We start from the raw sequence: 17,264 nt of genomic DNA on the forward strand, positions 1-17,264 counted from the left end.
GCGCAATTTGCGCACCTTTCGCCCTCAGAGGACCAAAGATGAGCGACGCAAGCATCAACGCCAGCACCATTCGGGAAGACGAGGCGCAGTTTGGCGATTATTTCGCCCTGTTGAAGCCTCGGGTCATGTCCTTGGTTGTGTTTACGGCTCTGGTTGGGTTGGTGGCTGCACCGGTTTCGGTCAATCCCGTGATCGCGTTCTGCGCCATTTTGTTCATTGCCATTGGCGGTGGTGCGTCTGGCGCGTTGAATATGTGGTGGGATGCTGACATCGACCGCGTGATGAAGCGTACCAAGGGGCGTCCGATCCCTGCGGGTAAGGTCACCGAAGGCGAGGCCCTGTCCTTGGGCATAGCGCTGTCAGGTCTGGCCGTGATCATGCTGGCCTTGGCCGCCAATGTGTTTGCCGGGCTGTTTCTGGCCTTTACGATTTTCTTTTACGTGGTGATCTACACCATGTGGCTCAAGCGTTCGACGCCCCATAACATTGTTATTGGTGGCGCAGCGGGGGCCTTTCCGCCGGTGATCGGCTGGATTGCTGCGACAGGGTCGATGACGCTGGAGCCGTGGCTGATGTTTGCCCTGACTTTCATGTGGACCCCGCCGCATTTCTGGGCCTTGGCGCTGTTTATGCGCTCGGACTATGACGATGCGGGTGTACCGATGTTGACCGTGACCCATGGGCGCCGCGCGACGCGGGTTCATATTCTGGTCTACACGGTGTTGCTGGCCATTCTCGCTGTTGGTACTGCGTTTTCAGGTATTGGTGGACCGATCTATCTGGCCGTAGCTCTGGTCATGAATGCACTATTTCTGTTGGGTGCGTTGAAGATTTTGCGCCGCAACGAAGATGATTCCGAAGTGGATGATTTCAAAGCCGAGCGGAGCTTTTTCAAGTTGTCGCTGCTGTACCTCTTCCTGCACTTTGGTGCGATTCTGGTTGAGGCTGTGCTGAAACCATACGGATTGGGGGGCTGGTCATGAGCCTGCGCAAGGAACATGAGATCCACGAACGTCGCTATAGCCGGAACTTGGGCGTGGGCCTGACGTTGGCTGCATTCATCGTGATCGTTTTCGGGCTAACCGTGGCCAAGGTAACAAGCGGCGGTTTCGAAGTGCCCCGCGCTGAGGTGCAGAACTGATGGCGATGAGCGGTCCCAAAAAGACGGTGCTACAGCTGGTCGGCGTGGTTGTCCTGATGGGCGGTTTATCGTGGGCGTCTGTGCCGTTTTATGACTGGTTTTGCCGGGTGACCGGATTTGGCGGCGTGACGGGTGTTGCGACGGCTGGATCTGATGAAATCCTGAACCAGACCATCAAGGTCCGGTTCGATGCGTCCAAAGATCGTGACATGCCGTGGGAATTCAAACCTGTGGTGCGTCAGATGGAAATGCGGATCGGGGAAACCGGTCTGGCATTCTACGAGGCTTACAATCCAACAGACCGCCCTGTCGCGGGCGCTGCGTCTTATAACGTGACGCCGTATTCCGCAGGTGCGTTCTTCGAAAAGATTCAGTGCTTTTGCTTTGAAGAGCAGGTGCTGCAACCGGGTGAACGGGTGCAAATGCCCGTGACCTTTTTTGTCGATCCTGAGATCGTAACAGATCGGGAAGGCAAATATGTACATACGATAACTCTATCGTATACTTTCCACGAAATTGATCTGCCAGAGGGCTACGCGGCCCTTGAAACCAAGGCAGACAATAAATTGAACTAAGCCGCTAGGTGAGGGACACTTAAATGGCACATGCTAAGAACCACGACTATCACATTCTGCCCCCTTCGATCTTGCCCCTGCTTGGTGCAATCGGTGGCTTTATCATGCTATTTGGCGCTGTCGTCTGGATGGCCGGCCCTGTGCCAACGTTGGGCGGTTCTGTTGAACTGAGCGGCCCTTGGATGTTCCTGATCGGTCTCGCGATGGTGTTGTACACCATGTTTGACTGGTGGGCGAAAATGGTCACCGAAGGCAACACAGGCGACCACACCCTGGTTGTGCGCATCGGACTGCGCTATGGCTTTATCTTCTTCGTTATGTCCGAAGTGATGTTCTTTTTCGCTTGGTTCTGGTCGTTCTTTAAGCACGCCATGTACCCGATGCAGGACTATATCGGCACTGAATATATCCAACCTGCGATTCACACTGTTGACCCGTTCCACCTGCCGCTGATCAACACGCTGGTCTTGCTGCTGTCGGGCTGTGCCGTGACATGGGCGCACCACGCGTTGGTTCACAACAACGACCGCAAGGCGCTGATCCAGGGTCTGGCAATTGGCATCATTTTTGGCATCTTCTTCACCGGTCTGCAGGCCTACGAATATGCTGAACTGCTGCTTCATGATGGTTGGGAATTTGGCAGCGATGTGTTCTATTCCAACTTCTTCATGGCCACAGGCTTCCACGGCTTCCACGTTCTGATCGGGACCGTGTTCCTGACAGTCTGTCTTATCCGCGCCATGAAGGGGGATTTCACCCCCGAGCAGCACGTCGGTTTCGAAGCCGCTGCATGGTACTGGCACTTTGTTGACGTTGTCTGGTTGTTCCTGTTCTTCGCTGTCTACATCTGGGGCCAAGCGGTTCTGTAAGACAGGCGGTTGCAAAACGGCTGACAAAGCTTAAACAAGCTACGGCGCGCGGGATCACCGCGCGCTGTTTTCGTATCCTACCGGAGCCATCAATGGGCCGCGTCCTGTTCACGTTGATTTTTGGTCTGACTGGCTTGGCCATTCTGGTGTCATTGGGCATGTGGCAATTGCAGCGCCTGACGTGGAAAGAGGGCGTGCTGGCGGATATCGAGGCGCGTATCAGCGCTGATCCCGTGTCTGTGCCGCTGAACCCAGATCCTGTATCAGACCGCTATCTGCCTGTGCGCCTGACCGGCGAGATGCTGGAGGGCGAGGTGCATGTTCTGGTGTCGGTCAAACAAGTGGGGCCGGGTTATCGAATCCTTGCGCCGTTTGTCACCCAAGATCAAACCCTGTTGGTCGATCGCGGGTTTGTCGCGCTTGAGGACAAGGATACTCCACGCCAGATTGGCGAGATGGAGATCATCGGCAACCTGCATTGGCCCGATGAAATTGATGAATACACACCCGACCCTGATATCGACGCCAACATCTGGTTTGCGCGCGATCTGGACGTGGTGCCTGCTATTTTGGGCACAGAACCTATTCTGGTCATCGCAAAGTCGAAAACCGACCCGAATGTGACGCCGTTGCCCGTAGATACCAACGGCATTCCGAATGATCACTTACAATATGTCGTGACGTGGTTTGGCCTGGCTTTGGTCTGGGCTGGTATGTCTGTCTATTTCCTCTGGCGTACACGCGCCGCAAAACGAGCTGAAAGCTGAGAGCGATGAAATATATCTCGACCCGTGGGCAAGCGCCCGAGCTGACATTTGACGAGGCCATGTTGACTGGTTTGGCGCGGGATGGGGGGCTGTATGTGCCTGCCGAGATCCCGATGTTCACGAGCGATGAAATCGCCGCTATGGCGGGCCAGACTTATGAGGAAGTCGCGTTCCGGGTGATGAAGCCCTTTGTCGGCGACAGCTTTGACGATGTTGAGCTGCGCGGCATTATTGACCGGGCCTATGCCGGGTTTGGCCATGCGGCGCGTGCGCCGTTGGTGCAGCTGAACGAGGGGCATTTCCTGCTGGAGCTGTTCCACGGTCCAACGCTGGCGTTCAAAGACTTTGCGATGCAGCTGATTGGTCAGTTGTTTCAGGTGGCGTTGAAAAAGCGCAATGAGCGGGTGACCATTGTGGGCGCGACGTCTGGAGATACCGGGTCGGCGGCGATGGAGGCGTTCAAGGGCTTGGACGCGGTAGATGTGTTCATTCTCTACCCACACGGCCGGGTGTCCGAAGTGCAGCGCCGTCAGATGAGCACACCACAAGAGGCCAACGTGCATGCCTTGGCTGTAGATGGGGATTTCGACGATTGCCAGGCGGCCGTCAAAGAGATGTTCAATGATTTTGAGTTCCGCGATGGCGTAAGGCTGGCGGGTGTGAATTCGATCAACATTGCACGGGTTCTGGCGCAGGTGGTGTATTACTTCTCGTCCGCTGTCAGTCTGGGCGCGCCGCACCGCAAGATCAGCTATACCGTTCCAACGGGCAACTTTGGCGACATCTTTGCCGGTTTGGTGGCCAAGAAAATGGGCCTGCCGATTGATCGTCTGGTGGTGGCCACCAATCAGAACGACATTCTGCATCGCTGTCTGAGCGGGCAGGGCTATCACAAGGGCGATACGATTCCGTCGATCAGCCCGTCGATGGATATTCAGGTCAGCTCTAACTTTGAGCGCGCGTTGTATTATGCCTATGGGCAGGACGCTGGCGCGGTGGCGCAGTTGATGGAAGAGCTGAAATCCGGTGGCTTTGATGTGAGCCAAGGCGCGATGGAAGCGCTGCAAGAGGTGTTTGATTCGGGGCGTGTGTCCGAAGAAGAAACACTGGCGACCATCAAATCGACACTGGCGTCGAGCGGCGAGTTGTTGTGCCCGCATTCGGCTGTGGGCGTAAAAGTTGCAGAAGATGAGCGGGTTAGCACCACGCCGATGATCACTTTGGCGACTGCGCACCCGGCGAAATTCCCGGCGGCGGTTGAAGATGCAAGCGGCGTACATCCGCCTCTTCCCCCGCGCATGGCGGATCTATATGACAGGTCGGAACGCGTAACCCGGATTGGCAACGATCTGGGCGCACTGAAAACTCATATCAAAGGGCATATCGCCACGTGACTGTTCAACAAGACCAACTGCCCAACGGCTTTCGTATCGTAAGTGAACATATGCCGGGGCTGGAATCGGCCTCGATTGGGATCTGGGTTTCAGCCGGGGGGCGGCACGAGCGGATCGAACAGAACGGTATCGCGCATTTCCTTGAGCATATGGCGTTCAAGGGCACGAAACGGCGGACTGCTTTAGAGATTGCGGAATCGATCGAAGATGTGGGTGGCTATATCAACGCCTACACTTCGCGCGAGGTGACGGCCTATTACGCGCGGGTGTTGAAGGCAGATGTGCCGCTTGCGATGGATGTGATTGGCGATATCGTCATGAACCCTGTGTTTGACCCCAAAGAGATCGAAGTCGAGCGCGGCGTGATCTTGCAGGAAATCGGTCAGGCGGCGGATACGCCGGACGATGTGATCTTTGACTGGTTGCAGGAAGAGAGTTACCGGGATCAGCCGTTGGGCCGGACCATTCTGGGCCCAACAGAGCGGGTCAGCGCGTTTTCGCGGGACGATCTGTCGAGTTTTGTGAACGAGCACTACGGTCCTGAGCAGATGATCCTGTCAGCCGCCGGTGCAGTTGATCACGACGTGTTGGTGAAGTTGGCCACCGAGATGTTTGGTCATTTGAAGCCGCGCAAGGGTCTAATCCCATCGCCTGCGTTGTTCACCGGTGGTGAGGCGCGTCAGGCCAAGGATCTGGAGCAGGTGCATTTTGCGCTGGCTTTGGAAAGCCCCGGCTATCGTGACGATGAAATCTATACTGCTCAGATTTATTCCAGCGCGTTGGGGGGCGGCATGTCGAGCCGTCTGTTCCAAGAGGTGCGGGAAAAGCGCGGTTTGTGCTACACAATCTTTGCGCAGGCGGGCGCCTATGCGGATACCGGGTCGACCACGATTTACGCCGGGACCTCGGCGGATCAGGTAGCTGAGCTGGCCGGTATCACCATTGATGAGATGAAGCGCGCTGCTGAAGACATGACCCCGCAAGAGGTCGCCCGGGCGCGAGCGCAGATGAAGGCCGGGATGCTGATGGGGTTGGAAAGTCCGTCGAATCGCGCCGAACGTCTGGCGCGTTTGGTGCAGATCTGGAACGATGTGCCCTCGCTTGAGGATACGATCGCTCGGATTGATGCCGTGACCACCGAAGACGTGCGTGCCTTTGCTGAAATGATTGCAATCAAAGCGCCTGCTGCCTTGGCGGTTTATGGGCCGATCGACACGGCACCGACCTTGGCGGAGCTGCAAGAAAGGCGCGCTGCTTGATGCTTTTGGGCAAGCGCAAGTTAAAGATCGAGACCGAACGTCTGAGCCTGCGCCCACCGGTGCATTCGGACTATCGGGAATGGTCTGCCTTGCGCCGCTCTAGTCAAGAGTATCTGACGCCGTGGGAACCTAGCTGGGCCCATGACCATCTGGGGCGCAAGGCGTTCACCAATCGGGTTTATTGGGCGCAACGGTCAGTTTCGGCAGGATCGGCGATTCCGTTGTTTCTGTTCCGGCGCGAGGATGACCGGTTGGTCGGCGCGATCACCTTGGACAACATCCGACGTGGCCCGGCACAAGCGGGAACGGTCGGGTATTGGACCGGGGAATGTTATGCGCGCAACGGCTATATGCGCGAGGCCATTGGCGCGATGTTGCATTACGCCTTTGCTCGTCTGGATTTGAGCCGGATCGAAGCGGCCTGTTTGCCAGAAAACACCGCGTCGCGCGGGTTGCTGGAAAGCTCGGGCTTTAAATATGAGGGCGTGGCGCAATCTTATCTGCAGATCGACGGACGGTGGCGAACCCATGTTTTGTATGCCTCGTTGCGGTCAGATCGGCGTGGGCGTACGGACGCCGGATAAAGGCGCACAAAAAACACAGGCATGACTTTGAGCGCTGATGCGTTAATGTTTCAGTTATGCGGTGGTTTTGGACCCTTCTTTTTTGCACGTTAGCGGCCAGTGTTGGCGCGCAGGATCGGCGGTCGAGCCATTGCATTGCGCTGGCTGAGACAGCGCCGGGCCTGCGTTATGTGACCCTTGCGGGTTGGCAGGATCCGATACCCAATTATTCCGTTCGGCTGAGTTACATCGCGCATGCCTCGTTTCTGTTGCAGACGCAGGGCGGGCTGAATGTGGTGACGGATTTCACCGGGTTTACCGGGACGGCGGCGATGATCCCGGATGTGGTCACAATGAACCATGCCCATGAAACCCATTGGACGGCCTTTCCTGACCCTGCAATCCCACATGTTTTACAGGGATGGGGGGCATTCGGCGAAGGGATCGAGCATCATCTGGACCTGGGTGAGATGCTAATCCGTAATGTATCGACCGACATACGATCCCAATTTGCAGGCGTCGAGCCGCGCGGCAATTCGATTTTTGTATTCGAGGTCGAAGGGTTGTGCATCGGCCATCTGGGGCATTTGCATCATGTGCCGACGGATGCACAATTTGCAGCCCTTGGTCGGCTGGATGTGGTGATGGCGGCGGTGGATGGCGGCACGACCATGCCGTTGCCTGAAATGATTTCGGTTCTCAGGCGGCTGAAGTCATCACTGGTGATCCCGATGCATTGGTTCGGTGATTTCACTTTGGAGGTGTTTCTGAGCGGTGTGTCCGATGTGTTTGAGGTGCAACGCAGTTCAGAGTCCTCGGTCGAGGTTTCGTTGGCAAATCTGCCGGATCGGCCAACAGTGCTTGTGTTGCAACCCAAATATCTGGTTGAACAGGCTGAGTAAGCGCAGCAGGACAAGGGTACAGGATGAAACTGAACGCAGCAGATGAAAGTTTTGCAGCGCTGTTGCGCACACGGCTACCCGAGGGTGTCGTGCGGGACATCGAACCCAGATACCTGGACGAGCCGCGCGGACGATATGCGGGGAAGGCCGGGGTGTTGGCCGCGCCACGCACGGTTGAGGAAGTTTCAACGCTGGTTCGTTGTGCGGATGAGGCATGCGTGCCGGTGGTGCCTTATGGTGGCGGGACGGGGCTGGTGGTCGGACAGGTCAAGCCCGATGGCCCAGCACCCTTGGTTGTTTCGTTGGAACGGATGACCGCGATCCGGGGGATTTACCCGGATGAAAATGTATTGGTGGCTGAGGCTGGTGCGATCCTGGCGGATGTGCAGGCGGCGGCCTCGGGTGCAAACCGATTGTTTCCCTTATCCTTAGCAGCTGAGGGGTCGTGTCGAATTGGGGGCAATCTGGCGGTGAATGCGGGCGGGGTCAATGTGCTGCGCTATGGCAATACGCGGGATTTGTGTCTGGGGCTGGAGGCGGTGTTGCCCAATGGTGATATCTGGCATGGGCTGTCGCGGCTGCGCAAAGACAACACCGGGTATGACCTGCGCAATCTGTTGATTGGTTCCGAGGGGACTTTGGGTATCATCACGGCGGCGGCGCTGAAACTGTCGCCGGTTCCGGTTGGGGTGGGCACGGCGATGATGGTGGTGCCATCTGCGGATGCGGCCCTTGCGTTGTTGTCGATGGCGCGGGATCAGGTCGGCGAAGGCGTCAGTACGTTTGAGTTGATCCACGGGCAGGGGCTGGCGTTTCTGTCCGAGGTCTTGCCAATGGTGCGCCAACCCTTTGATCACCGCCCTGAGTGGTCCATTCTGATCGAGCTGGGTCTTGCAGAGGGCTTGGATCCGACTGCGGCTCTGGAGCGGTTGTTTGAGGCAGGACTCGAGCGCGATCTGGTGTCGGACGGGGTCATTGCCCAGTCCGAGGCGCAGCGCGCAGATTTGTGGAACGTACGCGAAAACATCCCCGAGGCGAACCGGTTGGTCGGGTCGATCGCAAGTCACGATATTTCGGTGCCGATTTCATTGATCCCGGCGTTTGTCGCCGAAGGGCAACGCCGGATAGCTGAGCTGGGTGGATTGCGGATCAATTGCTTTGGGCATTTGGGCGATGGGAATTTGCATTTCAACGTGTATCCGCCTCAAGGTGAAAATCGGGCGGACTTTAGCGGTGTCAAAGCGCAGGTAACGCGGGTTGTGCATGATCTGGTGCAGGAGATGGACGGATCCATCAGTGCGGAACATGGGATTGGGCGGCTCAAGGTCGCGGAGCTGGAACGCTATGGGGACCCGGTAAAGTTGGCGGCGATGCGGGCGATCAAAACCGCGCTGGACCCGCGTGGGATCATGAATCCCGGGGCGGTGCTTGCTGTGGCGGGCTAGACGCGCGTGAGGTTGGGCTTGCCTCTGGGTGGGGGGCATATTACGGACTGTCCCTGATTTCGAGAGCGGGGTCTGCAGGCGATCAGTGTCAGCGACCAGAGCACAAGGGGACGGCTATGGACGAGGCGACACCACTGGATATCGCACATGCGGCGATGGAGGCAGACCTTGGCGATGATGGCGCCCGGTTGCGGTTTTACGAGCGGCTGGCCGACAGTGAATTGTTTTTGCTGCTGAACGAAGAAGCCGATGGTGACAATCTGTCTCCAGAAATGTTCGATGTTGCGGATGGGCAGTTTGTTCTGGTTTTTGATCGCGAAGAGCGATTGGCGGATTTTGCGAAAGGCAGCGCACCTTATGCGGCAATTTCGGGCCGTATTCTGGCAGGGATGCTCGAAGGGCAAGGCATTGGCTTGGGGGTGAACCTTGAGGTGGCCCCTTCGTCGATTTTGATCCCTGCAGATGCGGTGCAATGGTTGCTGTCCACACTCGGTCATGCACCGGATGAAGTCGAGACTGCGATTGCCGAAGTGTCCGCACCTGTTGGATTGCCAGGTGTGCTGATTTCAGCGCTGGATACAAAACTGGCGACAGCGGGTGGCCTGGCTAAGCGAGCGTATCTGGTTGGGGTGACTTATGGCGATGACAGCCGGGGGCATCTGCTGGGCTTTGTCGATGTGGTAGAGGGCGCGCAAGGTGCCTTGGCCAAAGCCGTCTCAGAGTCGTTGACGTTTTCTGGGATTGATGCGGGGGCACTGGACGTTGGCTTTTTCGACGGAATCGATCAGGTAGCGGTTAAACTGGCCAAGGTGGGGCTGTGTTTTGAATTGCCTAAACCAGAAACCAAAACATACCAGCCTGTAATCCCCGGTAGCGACCCGGACAAACCGCCGCTGTTGAAGTGAGGGGCGCGGGCCCGGGGGCTGGCTGCATGCAGCCAGCCCCCGGGCCCGCGCGTCAGCGCTACTGCGCCTCTGCTTCGAGCTTGTCTTGAGTTTTGGTGTCAAAGTCGCTGGCGTCGTGGCGTTCGCGCAGTTGGGTGTGCAGCTCACCAAAAGCACGGTTCACTTTGCGGCCTCGGCTCACGGCGGGACGGGCGTCGATCGCTTTGGCCCAGCGCATCACGTGCGTATAGCTGGTGACATCGAGGAATTCGGCTGCATCGTAGAGGCGACCCAGCACCAGTTGCCCGTACCAAGCCCAGATTGCCATATCGGCGATGGTGTAATCGTCGCCTGCGATATAGGTGTTTTCAGCCAATTCGCGGTCCAGAACGTCCAGTTGGCGTTTGGTTTCCATCGAAAAACGATCGATGGGATATTGCCACTTCTCTGGTGCATAGGCGTAGAAATGGCCGAACCCACCGCCAAGATAGGGCGCGCTGCCCATTTGCCAGAACAGCCAGTTCATGACCTCGGTCCGTGCGGGGCCGTCTTTGGGCAGGAAGGCGTCAAACTTTTCGGCAAGGTGCACGAGGATAGATCCGGATTCAAACACGCGCACTGGTGTGTCGCCGCTGTGATCCATCAGGGCCGGGATCTTGGAATTCGGGTTCGCCCCAACAAAACCGCTGCTGAATTGGTCGCCTTCGCCGATGTTCACCAGCCAGGCGTCGTATTCTGCACCGCTGTGGCCCAGTTCCAGCAGCTCTTCGAGCATGACGGTGACTTTGACGCCATTGGGGGTTGCCAGTGAATAGAGTTGCAGCGGGTGTTTCCCGACCGAGAGGTCCTTGTCATGCGTGGCCCCGGCGATAGGGCGGTTGATATTGGCGAAGCGTCCACCGCTTTCGCTGTCCCAAGTCCAAACTGCGGGCGGGGTGTAGGTTGTGTCATCACTCATGGTGTAGATCATCCGTGTTAGGTCTGGGCAGCGTCGCCCCCAATAGGCGAGCTAGTGCGCGGGTAATCAAAATTCAACAGAGGGCCATGCACAAGGGTTGTTTGAAATATTCCGCTGCGTCTGATCACGAAATCTCTTGTGCTGTCACAGCGACGCGAGGTGGTCTTCGTTTAGTTCAGAATATCCCTATTGTTAGAACAGGCCCAGAATTGCTGGCGCTTACCTCTTTGAATGGACCCACAAAGGACCCCCGCTATGAAAAATTTCGCTCTGGCCTTGGCCACCGCAGCAGTCACTGCTTTTGCTGTCCCCGCATTTGCGGGTGAGCAATATATTGATGGAACAGGCTTTGCTGTTTCTGGGTATGATGTTGTTGCCTACCGTAGCTTGCCTCAATCGGCTGTTGGCACCGCCCAACAGGCTGGCGTCAAAGGCAATGCCGCCATTACTGCAGATTACAACGGATCAACTTTTGCGTTTTCAACCGAAGCAAATCGCGATGCCTTTGAAAAGAACCCTGCGTATTACGCGCCCCAGTACGATGGTCACTGTGCCTACGGCGTGTCCAAGGGCGGCAAAGTGCCGGGCAACCCCAACTTGTGGCGCATCGTTGACGACAAGCTGTTCTTGAACATCACCAAAAACGTGGTTGGGTTCTGGGAAGAAGACATTCCGGGCAACATTGATCTGGCGCAGAACAACTGGCCGGGTATCGAAGGCAAAGACGCATCGGAAAATAAGATCCCTGATTTCACATCAGCGGCACCGATCAAGAACTAAAGTTCAAGGGTTTGTAGCCAGTGCGCGCCCGGGAGAGATCCTGGGCGTTTTTTGTTTGGGCTCTATGGACGACCCTTGGGGGAGGTTCGGGGGCAGCGCTGTGCACGTGGGAACGCGCAGCTGAAAAAACAAAACCCCGCGCAGGAGCGCAGGGTTTGTGTCGTGTGTACGGTGTCAAAAGCGGTTAGCGGCGACGGTCGCGGCGGGCGCTCATTGGTTGGAAGGCCACGCCGACGTGGGCTTCGCAATAGGGTTTGCCTTGTTGAACAGGCAGACCGCAGAACCAGAAATCTTCGGTTGCGGGGTCACCAACCGGCCATTTGCAGGTCCGCTCGGTCAATTCCATCAAGGTGATCTTTTTGGATTTCTTCTCGACCTCGTTCACCTTGGCCAGCGCTTCGGGGCTGATTTCGTTTGCCGAAGGCTGCGGCGGCAGCGGCTGACCGGCTGGGATGATCTGTTTGCGCGCCGAGATCGGGCGCGATTCGGATGCCGGGGTTGCCGCAGGCACCGGGCGTGCGGGCTCGGTCTTGGGCGATGGTTTGGATTCGGCCTTGGGCGGGGCTGGTTTCGGTTCGGCCTTGGGTTTCGGCTTGGCGTCCGCTTTGGCGGCTGTCGCACCCGTGGTCCGGTTCGACAGGCCCAGACGGTGTACTTTGCCGATCACGGCGTTGCGGGTTACTCCGCCTAGTTCTTTTGCGATCTGGCTGGCCGATTGGCCCTCGCCCCACATTTTTTTGAGCAGTTCAACGCGCTCGTCAGTCCAGGACATGGCTTGCCTTTCAAAAGCGGGAAAGCGGCCCATTTTGATGGCCGCCTTTGGAATTCGTTTCAGCGCTCTATTCTAATCACTGCGCCCCGAGTTACAAGGCACTTCGAATCAGATTCGCCAGCGTAGGGAACAAAGCACATGTCGGACTTCGTGGAATTGGGTGAACGCCGCTTTGGACGGATGAATTGGCTGGGGCTTTATACGCTGGCAAAGCGCGAAACGATGCGATTCTGTGTGGTTTGGACGCAGACGTTGCTGGCGCCACTGGTGACGACGGGGTTGTTTCTGTTGATTTTCACTATCGCCGTTGGACCGGGGCGGGGAGATGTGATGGGCGTGTCGTTCATGACTTTTCTGGCGCCGGGGCTATTGATGATGACGGTGATTCAGAACGCCTTTGCCAATACGTCGTCCTCGTTGGTGATCACCAAGGTACAAGGCAACATCGTGGACACATTGATGCCGCCGTTGTCGGCGTTGGAACTGGTGTTGGGCTATCTGGCAGGCGGGCTTGCGCGGGGGCTGTTGGTTGCGTTGGGAATCGGAACCGCGCTGGCCTTGGGTTTGGGGATTGTTCCGGTGCATCCAATAGTGGCGTTTGCTTTTGTAGTGTTGGGGGCCACGTTCATGGGGGCAGTTGGCATTGTGGCCGGGGTTTTTGCCAATAAGTTTGATCAGATGGCCGCAATCACCAATTTTATCGTGACCCCTTTGGCGTTTTTGTCCGGCACGTTTTATTCGGTCGACGCGTTGCCGCCTGTTTTGAACAAGATCACCCATATGAACCCGGTGTTCTACCTGATTGATGGGGTTCGGTTTGGTGTGATCGGAACCTCGGACAGCTCCCCGTTGTTGGGGTTTGCCGTGTGCAGCGGGGCCACATTTACGGTGTGCCTGATCGCGTGGTGGATGTTGAAAACCGGCTATCGGCTGAAGCCTTAAGCCAGTTCCAACGGGGTTTCAGAGTCGCTTGGCGGTTTTGCGGGCTCCATGGTGATTCGCGCCTTGCCCAATCGCGGATGCAGATGCGCGGCGATGGCCCAGGCGCCGATCATGGCGGCCCCGCCTGCAGCAAAGATTCCGGCCACGGGCGAAACCAGCAAGACGAGCCAGGCCGCGCCGGGGGTGAGGATGCCTGAAACATCGCGATAGCTGGAATAGACGGCCGACATTTCGGTGCGTTCCGAGGGTTTCACGGCCATCAGGAAGGGCAGACCGGCGCTGATGTCCAGAACGATGAGCCACAGCGACCCCGCAACCATCATGGCAACGGCGAGACTGGGCAATCCTGCCAGTGCGGTTGCGGCAATGAAGCAAGCGGCGGCGGCGAGAAACCCGGTGCGCACGGTGCGTTTGACGGAAGTTCGCTGCATCCAGCGCAGGATCAGGGGAGCCGCAAACAGCATGCCGTTGGTAAAAGACAGCAGGATGCCTCCGAGTTGGTCGCCTAAACCGGCCTCGATGGCGAAAATCGGCAGGTAGACCACATAGATCCACCAGCCGCAGGATCTGATTACGGCAAACAACCATCCGGCCACCAACCGGGGTTGGGCAAAGAAACGGGGCAGAAAGGTCAGCGGGTTGCCGGTTTGGGCCTTGGCCCGCGAGATATGTTTGCCATTGCCCAGCCGCATACGCCAAAACACTATCAGCATCGCAACGGCGGCCAGTGCGCTGATGACAAAGGGCGCGGGCGGCCAATATTCCATAGCGATAACGCCCATCATCGGCCCACCGGTCCAGCCTAGGGCGCTGTAGAGCATGCGGCTGGTTTCACATTTTCCCAGTTCAATCCGATTGATGTAATCCAGCACATAGGCGTTGAAGCAGATAAAGGTGGTCACCGCTGCAACCGTGTTCAGGGCCAGCGCGGCGATGACAGCCATGGGGCTGCCTTCGATCGCGAGGAGGGCGGAAACGATGAACAGGCCGGTACCAAAGCTATAAGCCCAACGGCGGGGCACAAAGCGGATCAGCGACGGCACCATCAGGCCCACGAGCAGTGAAACGATCCCAATGGAAAAGTACACAGACGACACCGCCCCGGCATCGCCAAGGGCGCGATAGATTACGAGCGGAAAGACCGAGATCAGGATTCCGCGCACGACGGCTTCGAGACCGGCAAGGATACCAAAATCACGAACCGATGGCGCGGGGGCGTGGCGGACCCATTCGGGAATACGGCGTTCATGCATGGCGCGTCCTCGCTAACAAACTAAGGTCAGATTGCGCCTTTGAAGAGGGCCTTCATTCGGAAATACGACATTAGCGTCGCGGACAGGCCGCGTTCAGGAAAATTTGACCGCGAAGTGCATGATTTTGTGGGTTTCAGCGATTGGGAGCCGTTAAGCTTTTGATTTTAAGGATTTGTTATAGCCTTCACGCCAGGCGAGCAGCAGGGCACCGCTGAGAATGATAACCGCACCGCTGAGGCTGATGGCGTCCGGGATCACGTCGAAACCCACAAAATCATAAAGGGCTGCAAAGATCAGCGTTGCATAGCTAAAGGGCGCAACAAATGATGCGTCCGCGCGTGCCATTGCGTTCACAAAACACGCCTGCGCGCAGGCCATAAGCAGGCCAATCCCGACGAGGGCCATCCATTGGTGCAGTGTTGGCATTTGCCAAACAGGCAGCACAGCCAGCGTGGCGATGCCCAAGCCAAGCGCATTGTTCACGAGCAGGATCTGAAACGGTGATTCGCGACCTGAGAGCTTTTTGATGATGATCAGCTCTAATCCCATGATCACGGCGGCCCCCAGGGCCAAAAAGGCCGCGGGTTGAAAGCTGTCTGGGGTTGGGCGCAATAAGATCACGGCGCCAATCAGGGCGATGCCGGCCGCGCTCCACCGCCATGGGCCGACCCGTTCCTTCAAGAGGGGAATAGCCAGAACCATGGCAAACACGGGGTTCAGGAATGAAATGGCCGTCGCATCTGACATCGGAATGAACGCGACCGAGGCAAACATGAGGGTTACGCCGCCCCATCCAAACAGGGTGCGCCCGATATGCAGACGCCAGTGGGGGCGGCTGAGCGGGGGGCGCATGACGGCGACAGCGGTCGCGATGGCCATAAACGCAAAGAGGAATCGCCCGTGGCTGATCTGAAACGGGCTGAGCGGGGCCCCAAGCGTCTCTGTACCCAAAGCTTTGGCGAACAGGGTCGTGCCCGCGATGAAGGCCGAGGCGATGAAGATCAGTAGCGCAGCCAATGCAGGGTTTTGGGCTTTGGGTTCGAACATGGCCAAGCGGTGCGCCTGTTTTGGGGGATTGGCAAGGAAAAATGCCGGTTATTTGGAATTTCGACTGTGATGAATGCGATGTGGAATGCCGTTTGATTTTATAGATGTGAATACCTTTTAAAAACAACGTTTTGCGGTCGTTTTGGCCGTGGTGGATGTGTCGTTTGGTGGGGTCGGTGAAGTATGTGAAGTGGTCAAATCGGAGTGCCGAATTGGTCATTTTGAGTTAAAATTAGCCATATCGGAAGTGAACGCGTCCGATAGGGGGTTTTCTTCTGGTGGATCCTCGGCTAAGCATCGCGTCATGATCAAACACACACATATCACGTCTGTCCGACGCCGACGCTAATTTGCGTACCGACCCGATTGATCCTCGGCGCGACTAAATCCGCGCACCCCTCTCCAAAATGTTGACGAAACCGCCCCTTGTGATGCACTCATCGGGGCTCAAGTATCCAAAAAGGATGATCCAGATGATCCCGTCCGTTCTGCCGACTTATAACCGTGCGCCGCTTCAGTTTGTGAAGGGCGAAGGCACTTGGCTGATCGAGGCTGATGGGCGACGCTTTTTGGATCTGGGTGCGGGCATTGCGGTGAACGCGCTGGGCCATGCGCATCCGGCGCTGGTCGAGGCGCTGACCACACAGGCGCAGGCGCTGTGGCATGTGTCGAACTTGTATGAGATTCCACAACAGCAGGCGTTGGCGGACAAGCTGGTCGACAACACTTTTGCGGATACCGTATTTTTCACCAACTCGGGCACCGAAGCCTGTGAGTTGGCAGTCAAAATGGCGCGCAAGTATTTCTATGAAAAGGGCCAGCCTGAACGGATCGAGATTCTGACTTTTGACGGGTCATTCCATGGTCGGTCTTCGGCAGGGATTGCCGCGGCAGGGTCGGAAAAGATGACCAAAGGGTTTGGGCCAATGCTGCCCGGCTTTGTACATCTGACTTTTGGCGATCTGGATGGGGTGACCAATGCGATCACCGACAAAACAGCGGCGATCATGATTGAACCGGTGCAGGGTGAGGGCGGCATTCGTCCGGTCCCTGATGCGGAAATGAAGGCGTTGCGTCAGATCTGTGATGAGCACGGCTTGTTGCTGATTCTGGACGAGGTTCAGTGCGGTGTGGGCCGGACAGGCAAGTTGTTTGCCTATGAATGGGCGGGGATCACCCCGGATATCATGATGGTTGCCAAAGGCATCGGCGGGGGCTTTCCCTTGGGGGCGGTTCTGGCCACAGAGGACGCGGCCAGTGGCATGACGGCAGGGACCCATGGGTCGACCTATGGCGGTAACCCGTTGGGATGCGCCGTGGGTTGTGCTGTGATGGATCACGTGGCGGATGCGGAGTTTCTGGCCGAAGTGAACCGCAAATCCGGCCTGCTGCGCCAAAAGCTGGAAGGGTTGGTTGCGGACCACCCCGAGGTGTTTGAATCGGTGCGTGGGTCGGGCCTGATGTTGGGGCTGAAATGCGTGGCGGTGAATATTGATGTGGTCAATGCGGGCTATGACAATCAGGTCATCACCGTGCCTGCAGCAGACAATGTGATCCGATTGTTGCCGCCCCTGACACTGACAGATGACGATATTGCCGAGGCCGTGGCGCGGCTGGATAAGGCGGCGGCGCTGGTCGAAACTCAGCTGGCGACAGCTTAACATTACTCGGGACTGATACGGCAGGGTGGGGCGATGTTCCCATCGGCGCCGA

18 protein-coding genes are annotated in these 17,264 nt (G+C 57.3%); 14 read left to right on the plus strand and 4 right to left on the minus strand.

Annotated features, from left to right (window positions below):
- Positions 1 to 38 precede the first annotated feature (38 nt).
- The 11 genes from cyoE to ABWV33_RS00860 all read left to right on the plus strand — a co-directional run bounded on the left by cyoE (position 39) and on the right by ABWV33_RS00860 (position 9,820).
- Entirely contained in the window at positions 39 to 983 is a 945-nt protein-coding gene (gene cyoE / locus ABWV33_RS00810) for a heme o synthase (RefSeq protein ID WP_353328622.1), read from the plus strand.
- Positions 980 to 1,141 carry a cytochrome c oxidase system small membrane protein gene (locus ABWV33_RS00815; RefSeq protein ID WP_162930756.1) on the plus strand — a complete coding sequence of 54 codons (162 nt, stop codon included), beginning with the start codon at positions 980 to 982 and terminating at the stop codon, positions 1,139 to 1,141. The genes cyoE and ABWV33_RS00815 overlap by 4 nt, the downstream gene beginning before the upstream one ends.
- Positions 1,141 to 1,716 (plus strand): cytochrome c oxidase assembly protein, encoded by a 576-nt coding sequence (locus ABWV33_RS00820; RefSeq protein WP_113821790.1) that lies wholly within the window; start codon positions 1,141 to 1,143, stop codon positions 1,714 to 1,716. Before ABWV33_RS00815 ends, ABWV33_RS00820 begins: the two co-directional genes overlap by 1 nt.
- A 23-nt stretch (positions 1,717 to 1,739) precedes the next feature.
- On the plus strand, positions 1,740 to 2,585 hold the full coding sequence (locus ABWV33_RS00825; RefSeq protein WP_113821789.1) for a cytochrome c oxidase subunit 3: 846 nt from the start codon (positions 1,740 to 1,742) through the stop codon (positions 2,583 to 2,585).
- A 92-nt stretch (positions 2,586 to 2,677) separates the two neighbouring features.
- Complete coding sequence (locus ABWV33_RS00830) at positions 2,678 to 3,352, plus strand: SURF1 family protein (RefSeq protein WP_353328624.1); 675 nt, start codon at positions 2,678 to 2,680, stop codon at positions 3,350 to 3,352.
- A gap of 5 nt (positions 3,353 to 3,357) precedes the next feature.
- A complete protein-coding gene (gene thrC, locus ABWV33_RS00835) occupies positions 3,358 to 4,746 on the plus strand; it encodes a threonine synthase (protein WP_353328626.1) in 1,389 nt (462 codons plus the stop codon).
- The gene (locus ABWV33_RS00840) at positions 4,743 to 6,005 is read left to right on the plus strand and encodes a M16 family metallopeptidase (protein WP_113821786.1); all 1,263 of its coding nucleotides are present in this window, start codon (positions 4,743 to 4,745) and stop codon (positions 6,003 to 6,005) included. The genes thrC and ABWV33_RS00840 overlap by 4 nt, the downstream gene beginning before the upstream one ends.
- Entirely contained in the window at positions 6,005 to 6,589 is a 585-nt protein-coding gene (locus ABWV33_RS00845; RefSeq protein WP_113821785.1) for a GNAT family N-acetyltransferase, read from the plus strand. The genes ABWV33_RS00840 and ABWV33_RS00845 overlap by 1 nt, the downstream gene beginning before the upstream one ends.
- A 56-nt stretch (positions 6,590 to 6,645) precedes the next feature.
- The gene (locus ABWV33_RS00850) at positions 6,646 to 7,470 is read left to right on the plus strand and encodes an MBL fold metallo-hydrolase (protein WP_353328628.1); all 825 of its coding nucleotides are present in this window, start codon (positions 6,646 to 6,648) and stop codon (positions 7,468 to 7,470) included.
- Positions 7,471 to 7,493: 23 nt separating this feature from the next.
- Positions 7,494 to 8,915, plus strand: coding sequence for an FAD-binding oxidoreductase (locus tag ABWV33_RS00855; protein WP_113821783.1), 1,422 nt, complete (start codon positions 7,494 to 7,496; stop codon positions 8,913 to 8,915).
- Positions 8,916 to 9,031: 116 nt separating this feature from the next.
- Positions 9,032 to 9,820 carry an SseB family protein gene (locus tag ABWV33_RS00860; RefSeq protein ID WP_353328630.1) on the plus strand — a complete coding sequence of 263 codons (789 nt, stop codon included), beginning with the start codon at positions 9,032 to 9,034 and terminating at the stop codon, positions 9,818 to 9,820.
- A 58-nt stretch (positions 9,821 to 9,878) separates the two neighbouring features.
- Here the strand turns inward: ABWV33_RS00860 and yghU are convergent, their stop codons facing one another.
- On the minus strand, positions 9,879 to 10,757 hold the full coding sequence (yghU, locus tag ABWV33_RS00865) for a glutathione-dependent disulfide-bond oxidoreductase (RefSeq protein ID WP_164620122.1): 879 nt from the start codon (positions 10,755 to 10,757) through the stop codon (positions 9,879 to 9,881).
- Between the two features lie 255 nt (positions 10,758 to 11,012).
- Between yghU and ABWV33_RS00870 the strand changes: the two genes are divergently transcribed.
- The gene (locus ABWV33_RS00870; protein WP_353328632.1) at positions 11,013 to 11,537 is read left to right on the plus strand and encodes a YHS domain-containing (seleno)protein; all 525 of its coding nucleotides are present in this window, start codon (positions 11,013 to 11,015) and stop codon (positions 11,535 to 11,537) included.
- 184 nt (positions 11,538 to 11,721) lie between these two features.
- Here ABWV33_RS00870 and ABWV33_RS00875 read toward each other — a convergent pair whose 3' ends face one another.
- Complete coding sequence (locus ABWV33_RS00875; RefSeq protein ID WP_353328633.1) at positions 11,722 to 12,309, minus strand: GcrA family cell cycle regulator; 588 nt, start codon at positions 12,307 to 12,309, stop codon at positions 11,722 to 11,724.
- Between the two features lie 138 nt (positions 12,310 to 12,447).
- Here ABWV33_RS00875 and ABWV33_RS00880 point away from each other — a divergent pair, with 138 nt between their 5' ends.
- Positions 12,448 to 13,251 (plus strand): ABC transporter permease, encoded by an 804-nt coding sequence (locus ABWV33_RS00880; protein WP_353328635.1) that lies wholly within the window; start codon positions 12,448 to 12,450, stop codon positions 13,249 to 13,251.
- On the opposite strand, the gene ABWV33_RS00885 is transcribed toward ABWV33_RS00880, so the two are convergent.
- Positions 13,248 to 14,504 carry an MFS transporter gene (locus ABWV33_RS00885; protein WP_353328637.1) on the minus strand — a complete coding sequence of 419 codons (1,257 nt, stop codon included), beginning with the start codon at positions 14,502 to 14,504 and terminating at the stop codon, positions 13,248 to 13,250. The two genes, ABWV33_RS00880 and ABWV33_RS00885, sit on opposite strands and share 4 nt — an antisense overlap.
- 150 nt (positions 14,505 to 14,654) lie before the next feature.
- Positions 14,655 to 15,551, minus strand: a complete 897-nt coding sequence (locus ABWV33_RS00890; protein WP_353328639.1) for a DMT family transporter — start codon at positions 15,549 to 15,551, stop codon at positions 14,655 to 14,657.
- A 473-nt stretch (positions 15,552 to 16,024) separates the two neighbouring features.
- On the opposite strand from ABWV33_RS00890, the gene ABWV33_RS00895 reads away from it, so the two are divergent.
- Positions 16,025 to 17,212 carry an aspartate aminotransferase family protein gene (locus tag ABWV33_RS00895; protein ID WP_353328641.1) on the plus strand — a complete coding sequence of 396 codons (1,188 nt, stop codon included), beginning with the start codon at positions 16,025 to 16,027 and terminating at the stop codon, positions 17,210 to 17,212.
- The last annotated feature ends 52 nt before the right edge of the window (positions 17,213 to 17,264 follow it).

The sequence above is a fragment of the Phaeobacter sp. NW0010-22 genome, assembly GCF_040365955.1.
Taxonomy (GTDB): domain Bacteria; phylum Pseudomonadota; class Alphaproteobacteria; order Rhodobacterales; family Rhodobacteraceae; genus OMPR01.